Below are 16,026 nucleotides of genomic sequence, written 5' to 3' on the forward strand. Positions count from 1 at the left end.
TGTATGGAGTGGCGTGGCTGCGTGGTTACTCGTAGCCGTAGGCGCGCAGGCCGGCTTCGTTGTCGGCCCAGCCGCTCTTGACCTTGATCCAGACCTCCAGATACACCTTGCCGTCGAACAGCTTTTCCATGTCCATACGGGCTTCGGTGGAGATCTGCTTGAGCTTGGCGCCCTTCGCGCCAATGATCATCGCCTTGTGCGCGTCGCGGTCGACCAGGATGGTCACGAACACGCGGCGCAGGCGGCCTTCGGTCTCGAACTTGTCCACGACGACGGTGCTGGAATACGGCAACTCATCGCCCGTCCAGCGGAAGACTTTCTCGCGAACGATCTCGGCGGCCAGGAAACGCTCGCTGCGATCGGTCAGGGCTTCCGGGTCGTACATCGGCTCGCCTTCCGGCAAGTACGGCCGCACGATGCCGAGCAGGCGGTCGATGTCATCGCGGTTCTTGGCAGACATCGGCACGATTTCCACAAACGGAAACACCTGCGCCATGTCCTGCAGGAACACAGCCACCATCTCGGCACGCGTGTACGCGTCGAGCCGGTCGACCTTGTTGACGATTAGGATCACGGGCGTTTCGCGCGGCAGCAGCGAGAGTACCTTCTCGTCGTCCGGGCCATAGCGGCCGGCTTCCACCACGAACAACACAGCATCCACCGACGTGAGCGTCGACGTGACGGCGCGGTTCAGCGAGCGGTTCAGTGCCGTAGCGTGGCGCGTCTGGAAGCCCGGCGTATCAACGAAGACGAACTGCGCGTCTTCCGTCGTCTGGATGCCGGTGATGCGATGGCGCGTGGTCTGCGCCTTGCGCGATGTGATGCTGACTTTCTGGCCCACCAGGGCATTCATCAGCGTAGATTTGCCGACGTTCGGCCGCCCAACGATGGCGACCATGCCGCAGCGGAACCCCTCCGGCGCGCCGGATTCCGGCTGCGGAGGCTGCAATGGGGTGTCGCTCATTTACCTGATTATTCCTTCAACCTGAGAGACAACTGCGGATCGGGCGGCGTGGCCTGCTTGCGCGTCTTGCCGGTGCGCTCGGCGCGGCTGCGCTTGACGAGCTGCGGCACCAAGCGATGCGCTTCTTCCAGAGCCAGCTTGGCCGCCGATTGTTCGGCCGCGCGCCGCGATGCTCCGCTGCCGGAGACGCGAATCTCCAGCTTCGGGATCGCGCACTCGACCTCGAACTGCTGATTATGCGCCGCGCCGTGGGTGGCAACCACCGTGTACAGCGGCAGCGCAATCTTGTGACCTTGGAGGTACTCCTGCAGCAGCGTCTTGGCATCCTTGCCAAGCGTGCGCGGATCAACCTGCTCCAGGATCGGGATGTACAGCTTGCGGATCAGCGTACGGGCAGCGTCGAAACCGCCGTCGAGGAACACCGCTCCGAAAATGGCTTCCAGCGCATCGGCGAGAATCGACGGCCGGCGGAAGCCGCCGCTTTTCAACTCGCCCTCACCCAGACGCAGCGCGTCGGGCAATTGGAGCATCTGGGCGATCTCGTACAAGGCCTGCTGCTTGACCAGATTGGCCCGCACACGCGAGAGATCACCTTCATCCAGCTTGCCAAACATGCCGTAGAGCATGTCGGCGACGGCGCAATTCAGGATCGAATCGCCAAGAAATTCCAGGCGCTCGTTGTGCATCGCGCTGTGGCTGCGATGGGTGAGCGCCTGCTGCAGCAACTCCGGTTTGCTGAAGCGGTAGCCAAGACGTTGCTGCAATGCATCCAAATTCATGTCAACGCTGGGTCCCCGAATAGGTGATCACCATGCTAATGGGGCCGTACAGCGGAATCTCCCGCTTGTACGAGAAATGCACGGCCTGAATGGAGCCGCCGCTGTCCAACACTTCCAGATCTTGCCCCCTGATCGACGTGATGTCGTCGATCGTAGCCTGCTTGTCGAAGGCGCTTACCACCTCTTCACGCGTGTTCGCACGATCGCGCGCCAGCTTCACAGCATGGGTGATCGCCTGGTATTCGATCAGGCTCGGAACCGCCCGGATGGCCGGCAGCACCGCCGTAATCAGCACGATGATGCCGATCAGCATGCCGAACATCGTAATCCCGCGCGACTCGCGTTTGAGACCCGCCTGACGAATCCGCATTGCATTTCCCCCGTTGTGCAATTGCTGACACCTAATAAGAGATTGATAAATCACTCAGCGGATCAATGGAAGCTGCCGATCCGCTTGAGGTCACCCAGATTCATCCAGATGAAGAACGCCTTCCCAACGATGTTCTTGTCCGGCACGAAGCCCCAGTAACGGGAGTCCGCGCTGTTGTCGCGGTTATCACCCATCATGAAATAGTGACCTGCAGGTACCATGCAGGTAAAACCGGTCTGATTGTAAGTGCAGTTCTCGCGGAACGGAAAATCGTCCGGACCCGACACATACGCCGGGCGATCGGCATCGTTCAGAATGTTGTGCGACACGTTGCCCAGCGTTTCCTGATACTGCTTGGAGTACGTCAAGCGCTCGCCGTCGAGGTAGTCGGACTGCGGTGCATAGGTGGCCGGCTGGCCATTCACCGTGAGGCGCTTGTTGCTGTACGTCACCACGTCACCCGGCACGCCGATCACGCGCTTGATGTAGTCCATCGACTCGTCTTTCGGGTAGCGGAAGACCATCACGTCGCCGCGCTGCGGCTGATTCAGCTCGACGATCTTCTTGTTCACGATCGGCAGGCGGATGCCGTACGTGTACTTGTTGACGAGGATGAAGTCGCCGATCTGCAGCGTCGGGATCATCGAACCCGACGGAATCTTGAACGGCTCGATCACGAAGGAGCGCAGCAGGAATACCGCGGCGATCACCGGGAAAAAGCTAGCGGTGTACTCGAGCCACCATGGCTGGCGTAGCTTCTCTTCGGCCAGTTGCAGACGTGCTGCGCCGATGTCGCCAGCGCCGCCATATTGCGCCTGCACCTGGGCGCGCGCATCGAATTCAGCCAGCGCAGTTGCCGCTGCGGCTTGACGCTGGCGCTGGAACACGAGCTTGTCAGCCACCCACGCAATACCGGTGAGGACAACAAGAACAAACAGAATCAGGGCGAAGTTCATGGAGAGAGAGGCGCAAGAAGCGCTGTTCGTCCGGGTTATTTTTCTTCGACGCGCAGGATCGCTAGGAAGGCCTCCTGCGGAATTTCAACGGTACCGACCTGCTTCATGCGCTTCTTGCCCTCCTTCTGCTTTTCGAGGAGTTTCTTCTTGCGCGAGATATCGCCGCCGTAGCACTTGGCCAGCACGTTCTTGCGCAGCGCCTTGACGTTCTCGCGCGCGATCACGTTGGCGCCAATGGCGGCCTGGATGGCCACGTCGTACATCTGGCGCGGAATGATCTCGCGCATCTTGGCAGCCACTTCGCGGCCACGGTAGGCGCTGTTGGAACGGTGCACGATGATGGACAGTGCGTCGACCTTGTCGCCGTTGATCAGGATGTCGACCTTGACCACGTCAGACACGCGGTATTCCTTGAACTCGTAGTCCATCGACGCATAGCCGCGCGAGACGGATTTCAGCCGATCAAAGAAATCCAGCACGATCTCGCCCATCGGGATTTCGTACGTGAGCTGGACCTGGCGACCGTGGTAGCTCATGTTGATCTGCGAGCCGCGCTTCTGCTCGCACAGCGTGATCACGGCGCCCACGTAATCCTGCGGCATGTACAGGTTGACGGTGACGATCGGCTCGAGGATCGCCTCGATCTTGCTCGGGTCCGCCGGCATCTTGGCGGGGTTCTCCACCTGCACCATGGTGCCGTCGCGCTGCTGCACCTGATAGACCACCGTCGGCGCGGTGGTGATCAGGTCCATATCGAATTCGCGCTCCAGGCGCTCCTGCACGATCTCCATGTGCAGCAGGCCCAGGAAGCCGCAGCGGAAGCCAAAGCCCAGCGCCTGCGAGACTTCCGGCTCGTACTGCAGCGACGCATCGTTCAGCTTGAGCTTTTCCAGCGATTCGCGCAGCGCTTCGTACTGGTTGGCCTCGACCGGATACAGGCCGGCGAACACCTGCGGCTTGACTTCCTTGAAGCCGGGCAGCGGCGCCTCAGCCTTGCGCGGCGCCACGTGGGTGATCGTGTCGCCCACCTTGGCGGCCTTCAGTTCCTTGATGCCCGCGATGACAAAGCCCACCTGCCCCGCCGACAGCGACTCACGCGGAATCGACTTCGGCGAGAACACGCCCACCTGCTCGACCAGGTGCTGTGCGCCCGTGGCCATCAGGAGGACCTTGTCCTTGGCACGCAGCGTACCGTTCACCACCCGCACGAGCATCACCACGCCGACGTAATTGTCGAACCACGAGTCGATGATCAACGCCTGCAGCGGCGCGTTCGGATCGCCCTTGGGCGCCGGCACCTTGGCGATCAGTGCCTCGAGCACGTCCACCACGCCCACGCCCGTCTTGGCCGAGCAGCGCGTCGCGTCCGCGGCATCGATGCCGATCACATCTTCGATTTCCTGGATCGCGTTGTCCGGGTCGGCGGCCGGCAAATCGATCTTGTTGAGCACCGGCACCACTTCCACGCCCAGTTCGATGGCGGTGTAGCAGTTGGCCACCGTCTGCGCTTCCACCCCCTGCGAGGCATCGACCACCAGCAGTGCGCCCTCGCAGGCGGACAGCGAGCGGCTGACTTCATAGCTGAAGTCGACGTGCCCGGGGGTATCGATCAGGTTGAGGTTGTAGACCTTGCCGTCCTGCGCCTTATAGGACAGTGCGGCAGTCTGCGCCTTGATGGTGATGCCGCGCTCCTTCTCGATGTCCATCGAGTCCAGCACCTGGGCTTCCATCTCGCGGTCGGAGAGGCCGCCACACAACTGGATGATGCGATCGGCCAGCGTCGATTTGCCGTGGTCGATGTGGGCGATGATCGAGAAATTGCGGATATTGTCCATCGAATGCGTCGAAAAGCGCGCCCATCCCGGGCGCGTCTGCCGGGGGCCTGAAGCGGTTCCGGCATGGCCGGCGCACGGTAGACGGCGCCAGCGGGAGGTATTGGGTTCAAACCGAGGCTGCCGCACAAAAATCGTGCGATGCAAAAATCGGCGCTAACAGGCGATTTTACCGGATTTCAGGGGGCTTCCCGCGGCTCTTTTTGCGGCAGCATCGCGTCTAGTTGTGCGCTGCCTGCGTCTTCAGCCACATCTGCACCGCAGGCGCATCCAGGAAATAGTGGCATAGCTCCTGGGTCTCATCAGGTGATGCATGCGGCGCACCCGTCATCAGCACGGGCACCAGTTCGCCAAACCGCTCTTCCAGCGTCGGATCGCTATCGACATCCACTTCGTGCAGGACAAACGAAAAACCGCGCCGGAAAGGCTCCAGCGCGTTCTTCATGTCGTCGCACAAATGGCAGTAGGTGCGCCCGTAAAGCGTCAGTTCAATCACGGCGGCCCTGCGGCTCAGCGTGCCGTGCTCGGACGCAGCGTGACCACCTGCGTGGCATCACCGCGGCGCACGAACACGGCAACCATGCGGTTCTTGTCCAGCTTGGCCACCACGTCGTTGAACTGCTTGGCGTTGGCGATATCGGTATCGCCGACACGAAGGATCAGGTCGCCCGGACGAATGCCGACGCGTGCCGCTGGCCCTTCAGAAACCTGCACCTCGACGCCGTTCTTGGTCTTGAACTCGCGCTGCGCGCCTTCAGACAGGTCCGCAACGACCAGCCCCAGTGCATTCGGCTTGCCGGGGCCCTGCTGCTTGCTATCCGGCTGGGCACCCTTACCACGCTGGGCGGTCTTGGTATCGGCCGGCAGTTCAGCCACGGTGACGGTCAAATCGCGTGTCGCGCCCTTGCGCCACACCTGCACCGTGGCGCGCGAACCCGGCTTGGTCTCGCCAACCTGGCGTTGCAGATCGCCCGCCTTTTCAATGTCACGGCCGTTGTACTTCAGAACGATATCGCCGGCTTCAATGCCCGCCTTATCGGCCGGACCGCCCGACTCGACATTGCCCACGTACGCGCCGCGCGCACGGCCCAGGCCGAGCGACTCCGCTGCGTCCTTCGGCACGTTGTCGATCGCCACGCCGATACGGCCGCGCGTCACGCGGCCCGACGCCTTGAGCTGCTCGGCCACCCGCATCGCCTCATCGATCGGGATCGAGAACGAGATGCCCATGTAGCCGCCGCTCTGGCTGTAGATCTGGTTGTTGATGCCGATCACCTCGCCGCGCAGGTTGATCAGCGGACCGCCCGAGTTACCCGGGTTGACGGCCACATCGGACTGGATGAAGGGCAGGTAATCGCCCGTATCGCGCCCCTTGGCGGACACGATGCCCGCCGTGACCGTGTTGTCCAGACCAAACGGCGAGCCGATCGCGAGCACCCACTCGCCCACGCGCACCTTGTCGGAATCGCCCAGCTTCAGGCTCGGCAGACCGGTGGCATCGACCTTGACCAAAGCGACGTCGGTGCGCTTGTCCAGGCCGATCAACCTGGCCTTGAACTCGCGCTTGTCGATCAGCGTGACGTAGATCGTTTCCGCACCTTCAACGACGTGTGCATTGGTCAGGATGTAGCCGTCACCTGAGATGATGAAACCGGAACCAACGCCGCGGCTCTGCTCTTCTTCTTGCTGTGGTGGCGCATTGCGGCGTTTCTGCCCTTGGCCCTGGCCCGGCATCGGCACACCGAAGAAGCGGCGGAAAAATTCGGCCATGTCGTCGTCACTCGGGCCGCCGTTCTGCATGCGCACTTTCTCGGTCGTGCGGATGTTGACAACTGCCGGGCTCACCTTCTCGACCAGGTCGGCGAAATCCGGCAAGCCGTACGTGCCGGTGGCCACGCTGCCCGTGGCGTTCTGCGCGTGGGCCGGCACGAGTGCACCCCCAATCGCCACGGCGGCGGCAACACACAGCAGACGCAGGGCGTGAACGGATCGAGCGGTACCCATGAAAGCTCCCCGGAACAAAGACGAATAGAGAAATGGCGCTGCGCGAACACGCCGCGCAGCCAGGACGTAGACGCCAGCGACGACTACTGCGGCGCGCTGGCCGGCTTATTGGTCGCGTTAGCCGCGTTGGCGGAGACAGGCTTGTAGTCCACCGCCGCGCCAAACTGCTTGATGGTAGCAAACGGGACTTCGCCCACCACGGTCAGCCAGAAATCGGCAATGCGCCGCACCATCACGTGCGTGGCCCCTTGCGAGATGAAACCCTCGCGGCGGGTGCGCTTCTCTGAGACCGGTTCAATGAAAAGCGATAGCCCCGCCAGCCCGTCGCTGAACACGACCTGCTGCACCTCAAAACCAGTGCCATGCTTACCGGCCGGCGCAATATCGCCCAGCGGACGGCGCACCTCGCGAATCTTCTGGAAGCCCTTCACAGGAGTGCCGATCGTCCAGCCTTGCTCGGCCAAGTTGGTCGGTTGCGTGACGATCTCGTACTGGTTCCAACCGGAGAGGTTCTTGAGCGCCGCAACGATCTTCTGCTTCTCCGACGGCACACCCAACTCCACCTGGGAGAACGCGACCTGCTCAAGCACCTTGCCATCTTCGCCGATGGTCTGGGCCCGCAGCAGCAAGCCGCTGTTGCGCTCCGCCCAGATACGGTAGGCGTAGCGGAAGCCATCCTTCGGATCAAGCTGGAAGACCTCGCAATCCATGCCCGCGACCCGCTCAGCCGGCAGGTGACGCATGTCGTATTGGTCGAGAACATCGCCATTGGTGGTGGCGAGCAGCGCGGGGAAGCTGTCCTTGTGCTCCTGCTTCTCCGTCACAACGAGTTTGACGTCGTAGATCAGGTTCCGGACGACATCATTCTGGCGCAGCATTTCACGCTGCTTGCCGTCCAGCGCCTCAACACGCTCGTACTCGTTGTTGAAGAGGTCCGCGTAATGCTGGATGCGTGTGGAATGCATGCCGGTGCCACGCTGGTAGGTCAGCGTGCCGACATAGTTCTGTTTGGCCGCAGCGCGATGAATCCTGGTGAGCCAGGAGGTGGCTTCCTTGCGCGGCATGGGCTCGGGCTGCGACTGCGCAGCCGTCGCCAGCGCCGATACACACAGAAGAAGAAATACCGACCGACGAACGGCCTGCAGCTTGCGGGCGCCTGCCCCGGCAACGGGGTGCCACACCTTCGACATGGATGCCCGCATTATTCCTGATTGGAGTCCTGGGTGTTTGCCACCCCGTTGGCCACTGCACGCAGATACGGAGCCACCACACCATTGGTCGCGGACTGGCGATGGGCGCTCAGATATTCGTCCAGACGGGCATCGCGGATCATCGGCGTGTTGTCAGTCGCGGCTACAGTCAGCGCTTGTGCGCCAACGCCTTGCGTCGCCTTGGCGACCAGAGCGGGAGAGCTGTCAGCACCGTCAGCAGGGCCGCGCAGTTGCGGCACGACGACCCAGCTAACGGCCGCCACCGCTGCCGCCACAGCGGTCGAAGGCATGATCCGGCGGACCCAGGCGGGGCTGACCAGGAATCGGTGCCTCTCTTGGCTTTGCGCACGCTGCGCCACGGCCGGCACCAGCAGATGCGGCTCGGCCTCGAGCGTTGCCGAGAACCGGCTGAGGAAATCTTCCGAGGAACGGGTGTTCAGCAGATCCTCTGACCGAAGTACGTCGCCGATCAGTTGATACTCGCGCCAATGCGCCGCGCCCTCGCCATCCTTGGCGAGCTCTACCGCCGACGACACTTCATGCGCTGCAATTTCACCGTCCATCAAGGCAGAGATGCGTTGCGCGAACTCCGCTTCTGCCGTCTGCATTTGAGCCTGACCCATTTCCCGACCCCAAAAACTCCAACGTCCAATCAACGATCCGAGAGAAGACTTCCCGAGGTTTCACCGTTTGCTGCCGGCGGGTTTGCACCCGCGGGCGCCGGCTTGTCATATCGGCTGGCTACCACCGTTTGCCCTCCACTGTTCCCAGCAGGGGACGCAATTTCTCGGCAATCGCCTCGCGAGCGCGGAAGATCCGCGACCGGACCGTCCCGATCGGGCACTCCATCGCTTCGGCGATTTCCTCATAGCTCAGACCCTCGATCTCCCGGAGAGTGATTGCAGTACGCAATTCCTCTGGCAGCGCTTCCATCGCGCGGTTGACCGTTTCGGCCACCTGCTTGGTGTGCAGCATGGAGTCCGGCGTATTGATATCCCTTAGTTGCTCACCATCGGCAAAAGTTTCAGCCTCTTCGGTGTCGATATCGCTGGACGATTCAGGGCGCCGTCCCTGGGTCGCCAGGTAGTTCTTGGCCGTATTGACGGCGATGCGATACAGCCACGTATAGAACGCGGATTCACCCCGAAACTGGGGCAACGCACGGTAGGCCTTGATAAAGGCATCCTGTGCCACATCCTCAACTTCGGCCGGGTCACGGATCAAGCGCGAGACGAGGCGGATGATCTTGCGGTGGTATTTGACCACCAGCAGCTCAAACGCCCGCTTGTCGCCTTGCTGGACGCGCTCGACGAGGATCTGGTCGGCTTCGCGTTCACTCACGGATTCTTCACCTGCAGTGTATCGCCTTGAATTTTTGTGACTTCGAAACGTTGTATTTTACCTACGACACACCGCCTGCCTGGCAAACCGCCGGCGGCGGCCCCAGGCGCAACACAGTTCGCATCCAGCGTAACGTCGCGGCGCCAAACCATGGCGGCATCAGCACGAAGATCTGCGGACACCATCCTTGGCCAGCGACTCCGAGCACGAGAACGCGCTCGCCGAGCGGCCACGACCATAGCAGGGGTGCATTTCGGGACGATTGGGCCATCTTCAACCGGAGTTGCCAGATGGGCTCGCCCGGTTCCCCATCTTCTTTGAGACGGGCGCGCCACATCAGTTCCATCTCGAGCGGCGAACGGTTCACCGCCAGCGGCACACAAGCAAAGGCGGCCAACCCGCCGACCACCGCCCAGGCGATAGGCGGCAGGACCGTGCCCCACGCGGCGAACAGCCAACACAGAACGACGCAAATGACACCGGCCATACTGATTCGACCGACTGCACACAGCCGCCGATACGGCGTCGGGAAAACGACGTGTTGAACAATCAAGGCAAAAATGAAGCGGCACACGCGGCCATGGCCACGTGTGCCGCCTTGCCTTTACGGACGCTTGAACACCAGCGTGCCGTTGGTGCCGCCGAAGCCGAAGTTGTTCTTCACGGCCACATCAATCTTCATGTCACGCGCGGTATTGGCGCAGTAATCAAGATCGCATTCGGGATCTTGATTGAAGATGTTGATGGTCGGCGGCGAGACCTGGTTGTGCAGCGCCAGCACCGTGAACACCGACTCCAACCCGCCCGCGCCACCCAACAGGTGACCCGTCATGGATTTGGTGGAGTTCACGACGACCTTGCCAGCGTGATCACCGAAGGCTGCCTTGATGGCTTCGGATTCGTTCTTGTCGCCCAGCGGGGTAGAGGTTCCGTGCGCGTTCAGATAATGAACCTGATCGGCGTTGATGCCGGCATCGCGCAGTGCGTTGACCATGCAACGGCGGGGGCCGTCCATGTTCGGGGCGGTCATGTGGAAGGCGTCGCCGCTCATGCCAAAGCCGGCAAGCTCTGCATAGATCTTGGCACCGCGCGCCTTGGCCGACTCGTACTCTTCGAGCACCATCACGCCAGCCCCTTCGCCGAGCACAAAACCGTCGCGGTCCTTATCCCATGGGCGGGACGCGGTGGCGGGATCGTCATTGCGCGTGGACAACGCACGGGCCGCCGCAAAGCCACCGATACCGAGCGGTGAAACGGTGGACTCGGCGCCGCCGGCCACCATCACGTCAGCATCGCCAGCCTGGATCAGACGCGCAGCCAGACCAATGCTGTGCAAGCCCGTCGTGCAAGCCGTGACGGCAGCCAGGTTCGGCCCTTTCAGACCGTGCATGATGCTCAGGTGACCCGAGATCATGTTGATGATCGAGCCCGGTACGAAGAACGGCGAAATGCGGCGCGGACCGCGATCGACGTAGGTCTGGTGCGTCTCTTCGATCATCGGCAAACCGCCAATGCCAGAACCGACCAGCACACCGATGCGCTCCGCGTTGGCTTCGGTCACTTCCAGCCCGCTGTCTTTGAGCGCTTGCACGCCGGCAGCGATGCCGTAATGGATGAAGGTATCCATGTTGCGGGCTTCCTTCGCGGGGATGTACTCCTCCGCGTTGAAACCCTTCACCTCGCCGGCAAAATGCACGGCCAGGTTGGACGGATCGAATTTGGTGACGGTGGCGATCCCGGACTTGCCGGCGACCAGATTGGTCCATGCTTCGGCGACCGAGTTTCCTACCGGAGAGACCAGCCCCAGGCCGGTTACGACTACGCGACGACGGCTCACTATGCTTTCCTGCAACTCTGTATCAGCGACAAAGGCCACAGAAAGCGCGCCACCCGGTCAAACCGGACAACCGCCCTTTCTGTGGCCCGCGATGTCAAGAGATCGATTGACGCTTACGCCTTGACGTGGGCGGTCGCGTAGTCGATGGCTTGCTGCACCGTGGTGATCTTCTCGGCTTCTTCGTCCGGAATTTCCATACCGAACTCGTCTTCCAGCGCCATCACCAGCTCAACCGTATCGAGCGAATCCGCGCCCAGATCGTTCACGAACGACGATTCGTTCTTGATATCGCCTTCAGCGACGCCGAGTTGCTCAGCCACGATCTTCTTGACGCGTGCTTCGATGTTGTCCATTTAACCCTCCAGGGAAGTATTCGACAAAAAGTGCGCGCATTCTAGCAGGTTTGCGCGGCGAAAAACCGCGCCGGAATCCATGCAAAAACTGCGCCCAACATGATCCTAAAAGCCTGTTAATTCGGCGATCGCGCAAAATCTTGCGCAGGCGCAAGACTCAGCACAATCACCGCCGGGACGGCTTCCTTATCCCATGTACATACCGCCGTTGACGTGCAGCGTCGAGCCCGTAATGTAGCCCGCCGCCGGTGACGCCAGGAAGGCAACCGCGCTGGCGATATCCTCGGGCGCTCCCAGGCGCCCCAGCGGAATCTGCGCTTTCAGCGCGGTATGTTGCTCTTCCGACAGGACCTTCGTCATGTCGGTATCGATGAAGCCCGGCGCAATGCAGTTGACCGTGATGTTGCGGCTGCCGATTTCGCGGGCCAGCGCACGCGCCATGCCTTCCACGCCAGCCTTGGCCGCCGCGTAATTGGCCTGCCCCGGGTTGCCGGCCGAACCGACTACCGACGTGATGTTGATGATGCGCCCACCGCGCGCCTTCATCATCGGGCGCAGCACGGCGCGCGACAGGCGGAACACCGCGGAGAGGTTCGTGTCGATGACCGACACCCACTCCTCGTCTTTCATGCGCATCGCCAAGTTATCCTGCGTGATGCCGGCATTGTTGACGAGGATGTTCAGGCCGCCGTGCGTTTTGATGGTTTCGTCGATCACGGCTTCGCAGCGCGCGGCGTCATTCACGTTGAGCACCACACCGGTACCCTTCACGCCGGCTTCGGCAAAGTAAGCCGTGATGGCCTGCGCACCGGATTCCGAAGTCGCTGTGCCGACCACCGTCGCACCCTGGCGCGCCAGCTCCAGCGCGATGGCACGACCAATGCCGCGCGAGGCGCCCGTAACAAGCGCGACCTGGTTGTTCAATGCTTGGGTCATACGAATCCCGTTGATTATTTGAGTTGGCCCAGCACAGCTTCCAGCGAAGCCGGATCGAAGATCGCGTCGCCGGTGATCTCGCCATCGATGCGCTTGGTCAGGCCGGCCAGCACTTTGCCCGGGCCGCATTCGACCACGCGAGTGATGCCATCGGCTTTCATCTTCTGAATCGTCTCGACCCAGCGCACCGGAGCAGCAGCCTGGCGTACGAGCGCGTCCTTGATGGCAGCCGGATCGCTTACGACAGCGACATCCACGTTGTTGATGACGGGGATACCCGGCGCGGTGACTGTCACATTTGCGAGGTACTCACGCAGGCGATCCGACGCGGGCTTAAGCAGCGACGAGTGGAACGGCGCCGACACCGGCAGCGGCAATGCGCGCTTGGCGCCCTTGGCCTTGGCGATCTCGCAGGCCTTCTCGACGGCCGCCTTGGCGCCGGCAATCACTACCTGGGCCGGGGCATTGAAGTTCACGGCTTCCACCACGCCTGCCGCCGAAGCTTCGGCACATGCCGCGCGCACGTCGTCGTCCGACAGACCGAGGATCGCGGCCATGCCGCCCTCGCCCACCGGCACTGCTTCCTGCATCGCCTTGGCGCGGAAGCGCACCAGCGGCACGGCGTCCTTGAACGCGATGGCGCCCGCAGCGACCAGCGCCGAATATTCGCCCAGGCTATGACCCGCCACGACAGACGGCGTGGGGCCACCGGCAGCCTGCCATGCACGATATACAGCGACGGCCGCCGTCAACATGACGGGCTGTGTGTTGGTGGTCAGGCTCAGCTCCTCAGCCGGACCTTCGGCGATCAGCTTGCCGATGTCCTGGCCCAGTGCGTCGGACGCCTCGGCCAACGTGGCCGCCACGGCCGGGTGATCGGCAAATGCATTGAGCATGCCGACCGATTGCGAACCCTGGCCGGGAAAGACGAAAGCGAATGTCATGGCTCGTATCTTTGTTCTGAAAATTCGTCGATCAGAAGCGCAGCAGCGCAGCGCCCCAGGTAAAGCCGCCGCCCACGCCTTCAAGCATCACGTGCTGACCGCGCTGGATGCGGCCATCGCGCACCGCGACGTCGAGCGCCAGCGGAATCGACGCAGCCGACGTGTTGCCGTGCTCGTCAACGGTCACGATCAGGCGCTCGTTCGAGAGGCCCAGCTTCTTTGTCGTGCCCTGCATGATGCGGATGTTGGCCTGATGCGGAATCAGCCAGTCGACTTGCGAGGCGTCCAGTTCCGCCGCGGCCAGCGCTTCGCGGGCCACCTTGTCAAGCACCGTCACCGCCAGCTTGAAGACGGCCTGACCATCCATGTACAGGAAAGCGCTGCCCTGGATCGCGCCCGCGGCCACGTTGCCCGGCACGCATAGGATGCTGGCGTGGCTACCGTCGGCGTGCAAAGCCGTCGACAGGATGCCCGGCTCATCGGAAGCCTGCAGCACGACCGCGCCGGCACCATCGCCAAACAGCACGCAGGTGGTGCGATCGCTGAAATCGATGATGCGCGAGAAGACTTCGGAGCCGATCACCAGCACGTTGCGATACGCACCCGAGCGGATGAACTTATCGGCCGTCGCCAGCGCGTACACGAAGCCGGAACACACGGCCTGCACGTCGAACGCGGCGCAACCATTGGTGATGCCCAGCTTCTGCTGCACGAGGCAAGCCGTGCTCGGGAACACGAAATCCGGCGTGGACGTTGCCACCAGAATCAGGTCGAGCTCAGAGCGATCGATGCCGGCGGCCTCAATGGCGCGCTCGGCGGCCTTCACGGCGAGATCGCTGCAGGTGACATCGGGCTCGGCGAAATGGCGCGCGCGGATGCCGCTGCGCGAGACGATCCATTCGTCGCTCGTCTCGATGCCCTTCTCGGCCAGTTGGGCCGCCAGTTCGTCATTGGTGACCCGCTTGGGCGGCAGGTAGCTGCCCGTACCGATGATCCTTGCAAAACGTGTCATGTGCGGTGGGGTGAAATCTGACTCGGCGACGACGCGTTCAGGCTGCGTCGGCGGCCGGAGTGGAAGTGGAGACCGGCGCAGCGCCCGCTGCGTCATGGTGCGATTCGAACGCCTGCGCAATGCGGGCGATCACGCCGTTGGCCGCGGCGTCATAGGCACGCTTGATGGCCCATTCAAACGCGTAGGCATCGGCCGAGCCGTGGCTCTTGATGACCAGACCGCGCAAGCCAAGCAGCGCGGCGCCATTGTAGCGCCGATGATCCACGCGGCGTTTGAAACGCGTGAGCACCGGCAACGCCACGATAGCGAGCAGCTTGGTAAACCACGAACGGCTGAATTCCTGGCGCAGCATCTCGCCAATCATCTTGGCGAGGCCTTCGGTGCTCTTGAGCGCCACATTGCCGACAAAGCCGTCGCAGACGACGATGTCCGTGGTGCCCTTGAAGATGTCGTTGCCTTCGACGTTGCCGAAGAAGTTGAGATCGGAAGCGCGCAGCAGCTCACCGGCCTGCTTGACGACCTCGTTCCCCTTGATGACTTCTTCGCCGATGTTGAGCAGGCCCACCGTCGGCCGAGGCTTCTGCTCGACCACCGACACCATCGCCGAGGCCATCTGCGCGAACTGCAGCAGATGCTCGGGCTCGCAGTCGGCATTGGCACCAAGATCCAGCACCGTGGTGCCGGCGCCCTTCTGGTTCGGGATGGCGGTAGCGATCGCCGGGCGGTCGATGCCGTCCAACGTCTTGAGAACGTAGCGCGACACGGCCATCAGGGCGCCGGTGTTGCCGGCGGACACACACGCCAGGGCGGCGCCTTCCTTGACCTGATTGACGGCCACGCGCATCGAAGAATCTTTCTTCTTGCGCAGCGCCACCTCGACCGAATCGTCCATCGACACCACCTCGGAGGCGGCGACAACGTGAACGCGAGGGTTCGCGGTGGCGTTGAGTCGCTTGAGTTGCGCTGCGATAGCATCGGGCTGCCCGACGAGCAGCATTTCGACGTCTTCGTGCGCGGCGAGGAAATGGATCGCTGCAGGGATTGTCACGCCAACGCCGTGATCACCACCCATGCAGTCGATGGCAAGCTTGATGGTCATGCGAGTCTGAGTTGCGGTTTCACGTGCGGCTCCGGCCGTTGGCGCGCGTATGGTACACAAACCCGTACACGCATTGCCGAATTTCGCTCAACAAAAAAGCGGCAAATTGGCTTGCCGCTTTTTCGCTTGCATCATGAACCTATGCGCTCAGACCAATCCAACACGCTTGCCAGAGGACTGGCAGAACGCATCAGTCGTTCTTGGTCTTCACAACCTTGCGGCCGCGATAGTAGCCGTTCGGGCTCACGTGGTGACGCAGGTGCACTTCGCCGGTGGTCGGCTCGACAGCGATCGGGGCCGCCGTCAGGAAATCGTGGGAACGATGCATGCCGCGCTTGGACGGCGACTTCTTGTTTTGTTGAACAGCCATGACTGACTCCTAAGCAAT

Annotated in this window: 18 protein-coding genes; all 18 read right to left on the minus strand. The window is 62.3% G+C overall.

Annotation, left to right across the window (positions count from 1 at the left end; genetic code table 11):
* Window positions 1-25 precede the first annotated feature (25 nt).
* The gene (era, locus tag NG900_RS08095) at window positions 26-964 is read right to left on the minus strand and encodes a GTPase Era (protein WP_252678943.1); all 939 of its coding nucleotides are present in this window, start codon (window positions 962-964) and stop codon (window positions 26-28) included.
* 8 nt (window positions 965-972) lie between these two features.
* A complete protein-coding gene (rnc, locus tag NG900_RS08100) occupies window positions 973-1,743 on the minus strand; it encodes a ribonuclease III (protein ID WP_252678945.1) in 771 nt (256 codons plus the stop codon).
* 1 nt (window position 1,744) lies between these two features.
* Complete coding sequence (locus NG900_RS08105; protein ID WP_252678947.1) at window positions 1,745-2,113, minus strand: DUF4845 domain-containing protein; 369 nt, start codon at window positions 2,111-2,113, stop codon at window positions 1,745-1,747.
* Window positions 2,114-2,175: 62 nt separating this feature from the next.
* Window positions 2,176-3,069, minus strand: coding sequence for a signal peptidase I (gene lepB / locus NG900_RS08110; RefSeq protein ID WP_252678949.1), 894 nt, complete (start codon window positions 3,067-3,069; stop codon window positions 2,176-2,178).
* A 35-nt stretch (window positions 3,070-3,104) separates the two neighbouring features.
* Window positions 3,105-4,904 carry a translation elongation factor 4 gene (gene lepA, locus NG900_RS08115; RefSeq protein ID WP_252678958.1) on the minus strand — a complete coding sequence of 600 codons (1,800 nt, stop codon included), beginning with the start codon at window positions 4,902-4,904 and terminating at the stop codon, window positions 3,105-3,107.
* Between the two features lie 217 nt (window positions 4,905-5,121).
* Window positions 5,122-5,397 (minus strand): glutaredoxin family protein, encoded by a 276-nt coding sequence (locus NG900_RS08120; protein WP_252678960.1) that lies wholly within the window; start codon window positions 5,395-5,397, stop codon window positions 5,122-5,124.
* Between the two features lie 14 nt (window positions 5,398-5,411).
* Window positions 5,412-6,905, minus strand: a complete 1,494-nt coding sequence (locus NG900_RS08125; protein WP_252678962.1) for a DegQ family serine endoprotease — start codon at window positions 6,903-6,905, stop codon at window positions 5,412-5,414.
* 83 nt (window positions 6,906-6,988) lie between these two features.
* Window positions 6,989-8,095 carry a MucB/RseB C-terminal domain-containing protein gene (locus NG900_RS08130; RefSeq protein ID WP_252678964.1) on the minus strand — a complete coding sequence of 369 codons (1,107 nt, stop codon included), beginning with the start codon at window positions 8,093-8,095 and terminating at the stop codon, window positions 6,989-6,991.
* A gap of 11 nt (window positions 8,096-8,106) precedes the next feature.
* Window positions 8,107-8,739, minus strand: coding sequence for a sigma-E factor negative regulatory protein (locus NG900_RS08135; protein WP_252678968.1), 633 nt, complete (start codon window positions 8,737-8,739; stop codon window positions 8,107-8,109).
* Between the two features lie 118 nt (window positions 8,740-8,857).
* A complete protein-coding gene (gene rpoE, locus NG900_RS08140) occupies window positions 8,858-9,457 on the minus strand; it encodes an RNA polymerase sigma factor RpoE (protein ID WP_021195369.1) in 600 nt (199 codons plus the stop codon).
* A 61-nt stretch (window positions 9,458-9,518) separates the two neighbouring features.
* Window positions 9,519-10,031 (minus strand): hypothetical protein, encoded by a 513-nt coding sequence (locus tag NG900_RS08145; RefSeq protein WP_252678975.1) that lies wholly within the window; start codon window positions 10,029-10,031, stop codon window positions 9,519-9,521.
* Window positions 10,032-10,061: 30 nt separating this feature from the next.
* Window positions 10,062-11,294: a beta-ketoacyl-ACP synthase II gene (gene fabF / locus NG900_RS08150; protein ID WP_252678977.1), complete on the minus strand. Its 1,233-nt coding sequence runs from the start codon at window positions 11,292-11,294 to the stop codon at window positions 10,062-10,064.
* Between the two features lie 113 nt (window positions 11,295-11,407).
* A complete protein-coding gene (acpP, locus tag NG900_RS08155; protein WP_021195372.1) occupies window positions 11,408-11,647 on the minus strand; it encodes an acyl carrier protein in 240 nt (79 codons plus the stop codon).
* Between the two features lie 186 nt (window positions 11,648-11,833).
* Window positions 11,834-12,583, minus strand: a complete 750-nt coding sequence (gene fabG, locus NG900_RS08160; RefSeq protein WP_252678979.1) for a 3-oxoacyl-ACP reductase FabG — start codon at window positions 12,581-12,583, stop codon at window positions 11,834-11,836.
* 14 nt (window positions 12,584-12,597) lie between these two features.
* Window positions 12,598-13,527: an ACP S-malonyltransferase gene (gene fabD, locus NG900_RS08165; protein ID WP_252678981.1), complete on the minus strand. Its 930-nt coding sequence runs from the start codon at window positions 13,525-13,527 to the stop codon at window positions 12,598-12,600.
* Between the two features lie 31 nt (window positions 13,528-13,558).
* Window positions 13,559-14,539, minus strand: a complete 981-nt coding sequence (locus tag NG900_RS08170; RefSeq protein WP_252678983.1) for a beta-ketoacyl-ACP synthase III — start codon at window positions 14,537-14,539, stop codon at window positions 13,559-13,561.
* A 37-nt stretch (window positions 14,540-14,576) separates the two neighbouring features.
* Window positions 14,577-15,638 (minus strand): phosphate acyltransferase PlsX, encoded by a 1,062-nt coding sequence (gene plsX / locus NG900_RS08175; protein WP_252678985.1) that lies wholly within the window; start codon window positions 15,636-15,638, stop codon window positions 14,577-14,579.
* Window positions 15,639-15,828: 190 nt separating this feature from the next.
* Window positions 15,829-16,008 carry a 50S ribosomal protein L32 gene (gene rpmF, locus NG900_RS08180; protein ID WP_009238536.1) on the minus strand — a complete coding sequence of 60 codons (180 nt, stop codon included), beginning with the start codon at window positions 16,006-16,008 and terminating at the stop codon, window positions 15,829-15,831.
* Between the last annotated feature and the right edge of the window lie 18 nt (window positions 16,009-16,026).

The sequence above is a fragment of the Ralstonia soli genome, assembly GCF_023955655.1.
Lineage (GTDB): Bacteria > Pseudomonadota > Gammaproteobacteria > Burkholderiales > Burkholderiaceae > Ralstonia > Ralstonia soli.

What these genes read in the sequence shown, in the direction of transcription:
- era (WP_252678943.1), bottom strand. Translation starts at nt 964, where the DNA reads ATGAGCGACACCCCATTGCAGCCTCCGCAGCCGGAATCCGGCGCGCCG.
- rnc (WP_252678945.1), bottom strand. Translation starts at nt 1,743, where the DNA reads ATGAATTTGGATGCATTGCAGCAACGTCTTGGCTACCGCTTCAGCAAA.
- NG900_RS08105 (WP_252678947.1), bottom strand. Translation starts at nt 2,113, where the DNA reads ATGCGGATTCGTCAGGCGGGTCTCAAACGCGAGTCGCGCGGGATTACG.
- lepB (WP_252678949.1), bottom strand. Translation starts at nt 3,069, where the DNA reads ATGAACTTCGCCCTGATTCTGTTTGTTCTTGTTGTCCTCACCGGTATT.
- lepA (WP_252678958.1), bottom strand. Translation starts at nt 4,904, where the DNA reads ATGGACAATATCCGCAATTTCTCGATCATCGCCCACATCGACCACGGC.
- NG900_RS08125 (WP_252678962.1), bottom strand. Translation starts at nt 6,905, where the DNA reads ATGGGTACCGCTCGATCCGTTCACGCCCTGCGTCTGCTGTGTGTTGCC.
- NG900_RS08130 (WP_252678964.1), bottom strand. Translation starts at nt 8,095, where the DNA reads ATGTCGAAGGTGTGGCACCCCGTTGCCGGGGCAGGCGCCCGCAAGCTG.
- NG900_RS08135 (WP_252678968.1), bottom strand. Translation starts at nt 8,739, where the DNA reads ATGGGTCAGGCTCAAATGCAGACGGCAGAAGCGGAGTTCGCGCAACGC.
- acpP (WP_021195372.1), bottom strand. Translation starts at nt 11,647, where the DNA reads ATGGACAACATCGAAGCACGCGTCAAGAAGATCGTGGCTGAGCAACTC.
- fabG (WP_252678979.1), bottom strand. Translation starts at nt 12,583, where the DNA reads ATGACCCAAGCATTGAACAACCAGGTCGCGCTTGTTACGGGCGCCTCG.
- fabD (WP_252678981.1), bottom strand. Translation starts at nt 13,527, where the DNA reads ATGACATTCGCTTTCGTCTTTCCCGGCCAGGGTTCGCAATCGGTCGGC.
- NG900_RS08170 (WP_252678983.1), bottom strand. Translation starts at nt 14,539, where the DNA reads ATGACACGTTTTGCAAGGATCATCGGTACGGGCAGCTACCTGCCGCCC.
- plsX (WP_252678985.1), bottom strand. Translation starts at nt 15,638, where the DNA reads ATGACCATCAAGCTTGCCATCGACTGCATGGGTGGTGATCACGGCGTT.
- rpmF (WP_009238536.1), bottom strand. Translation starts at nt 16,008, where the DNA reads ATGGCTGTTCAACAAAACAAGAAGTCGCCGTCCAAGCGCGGCATGCAT.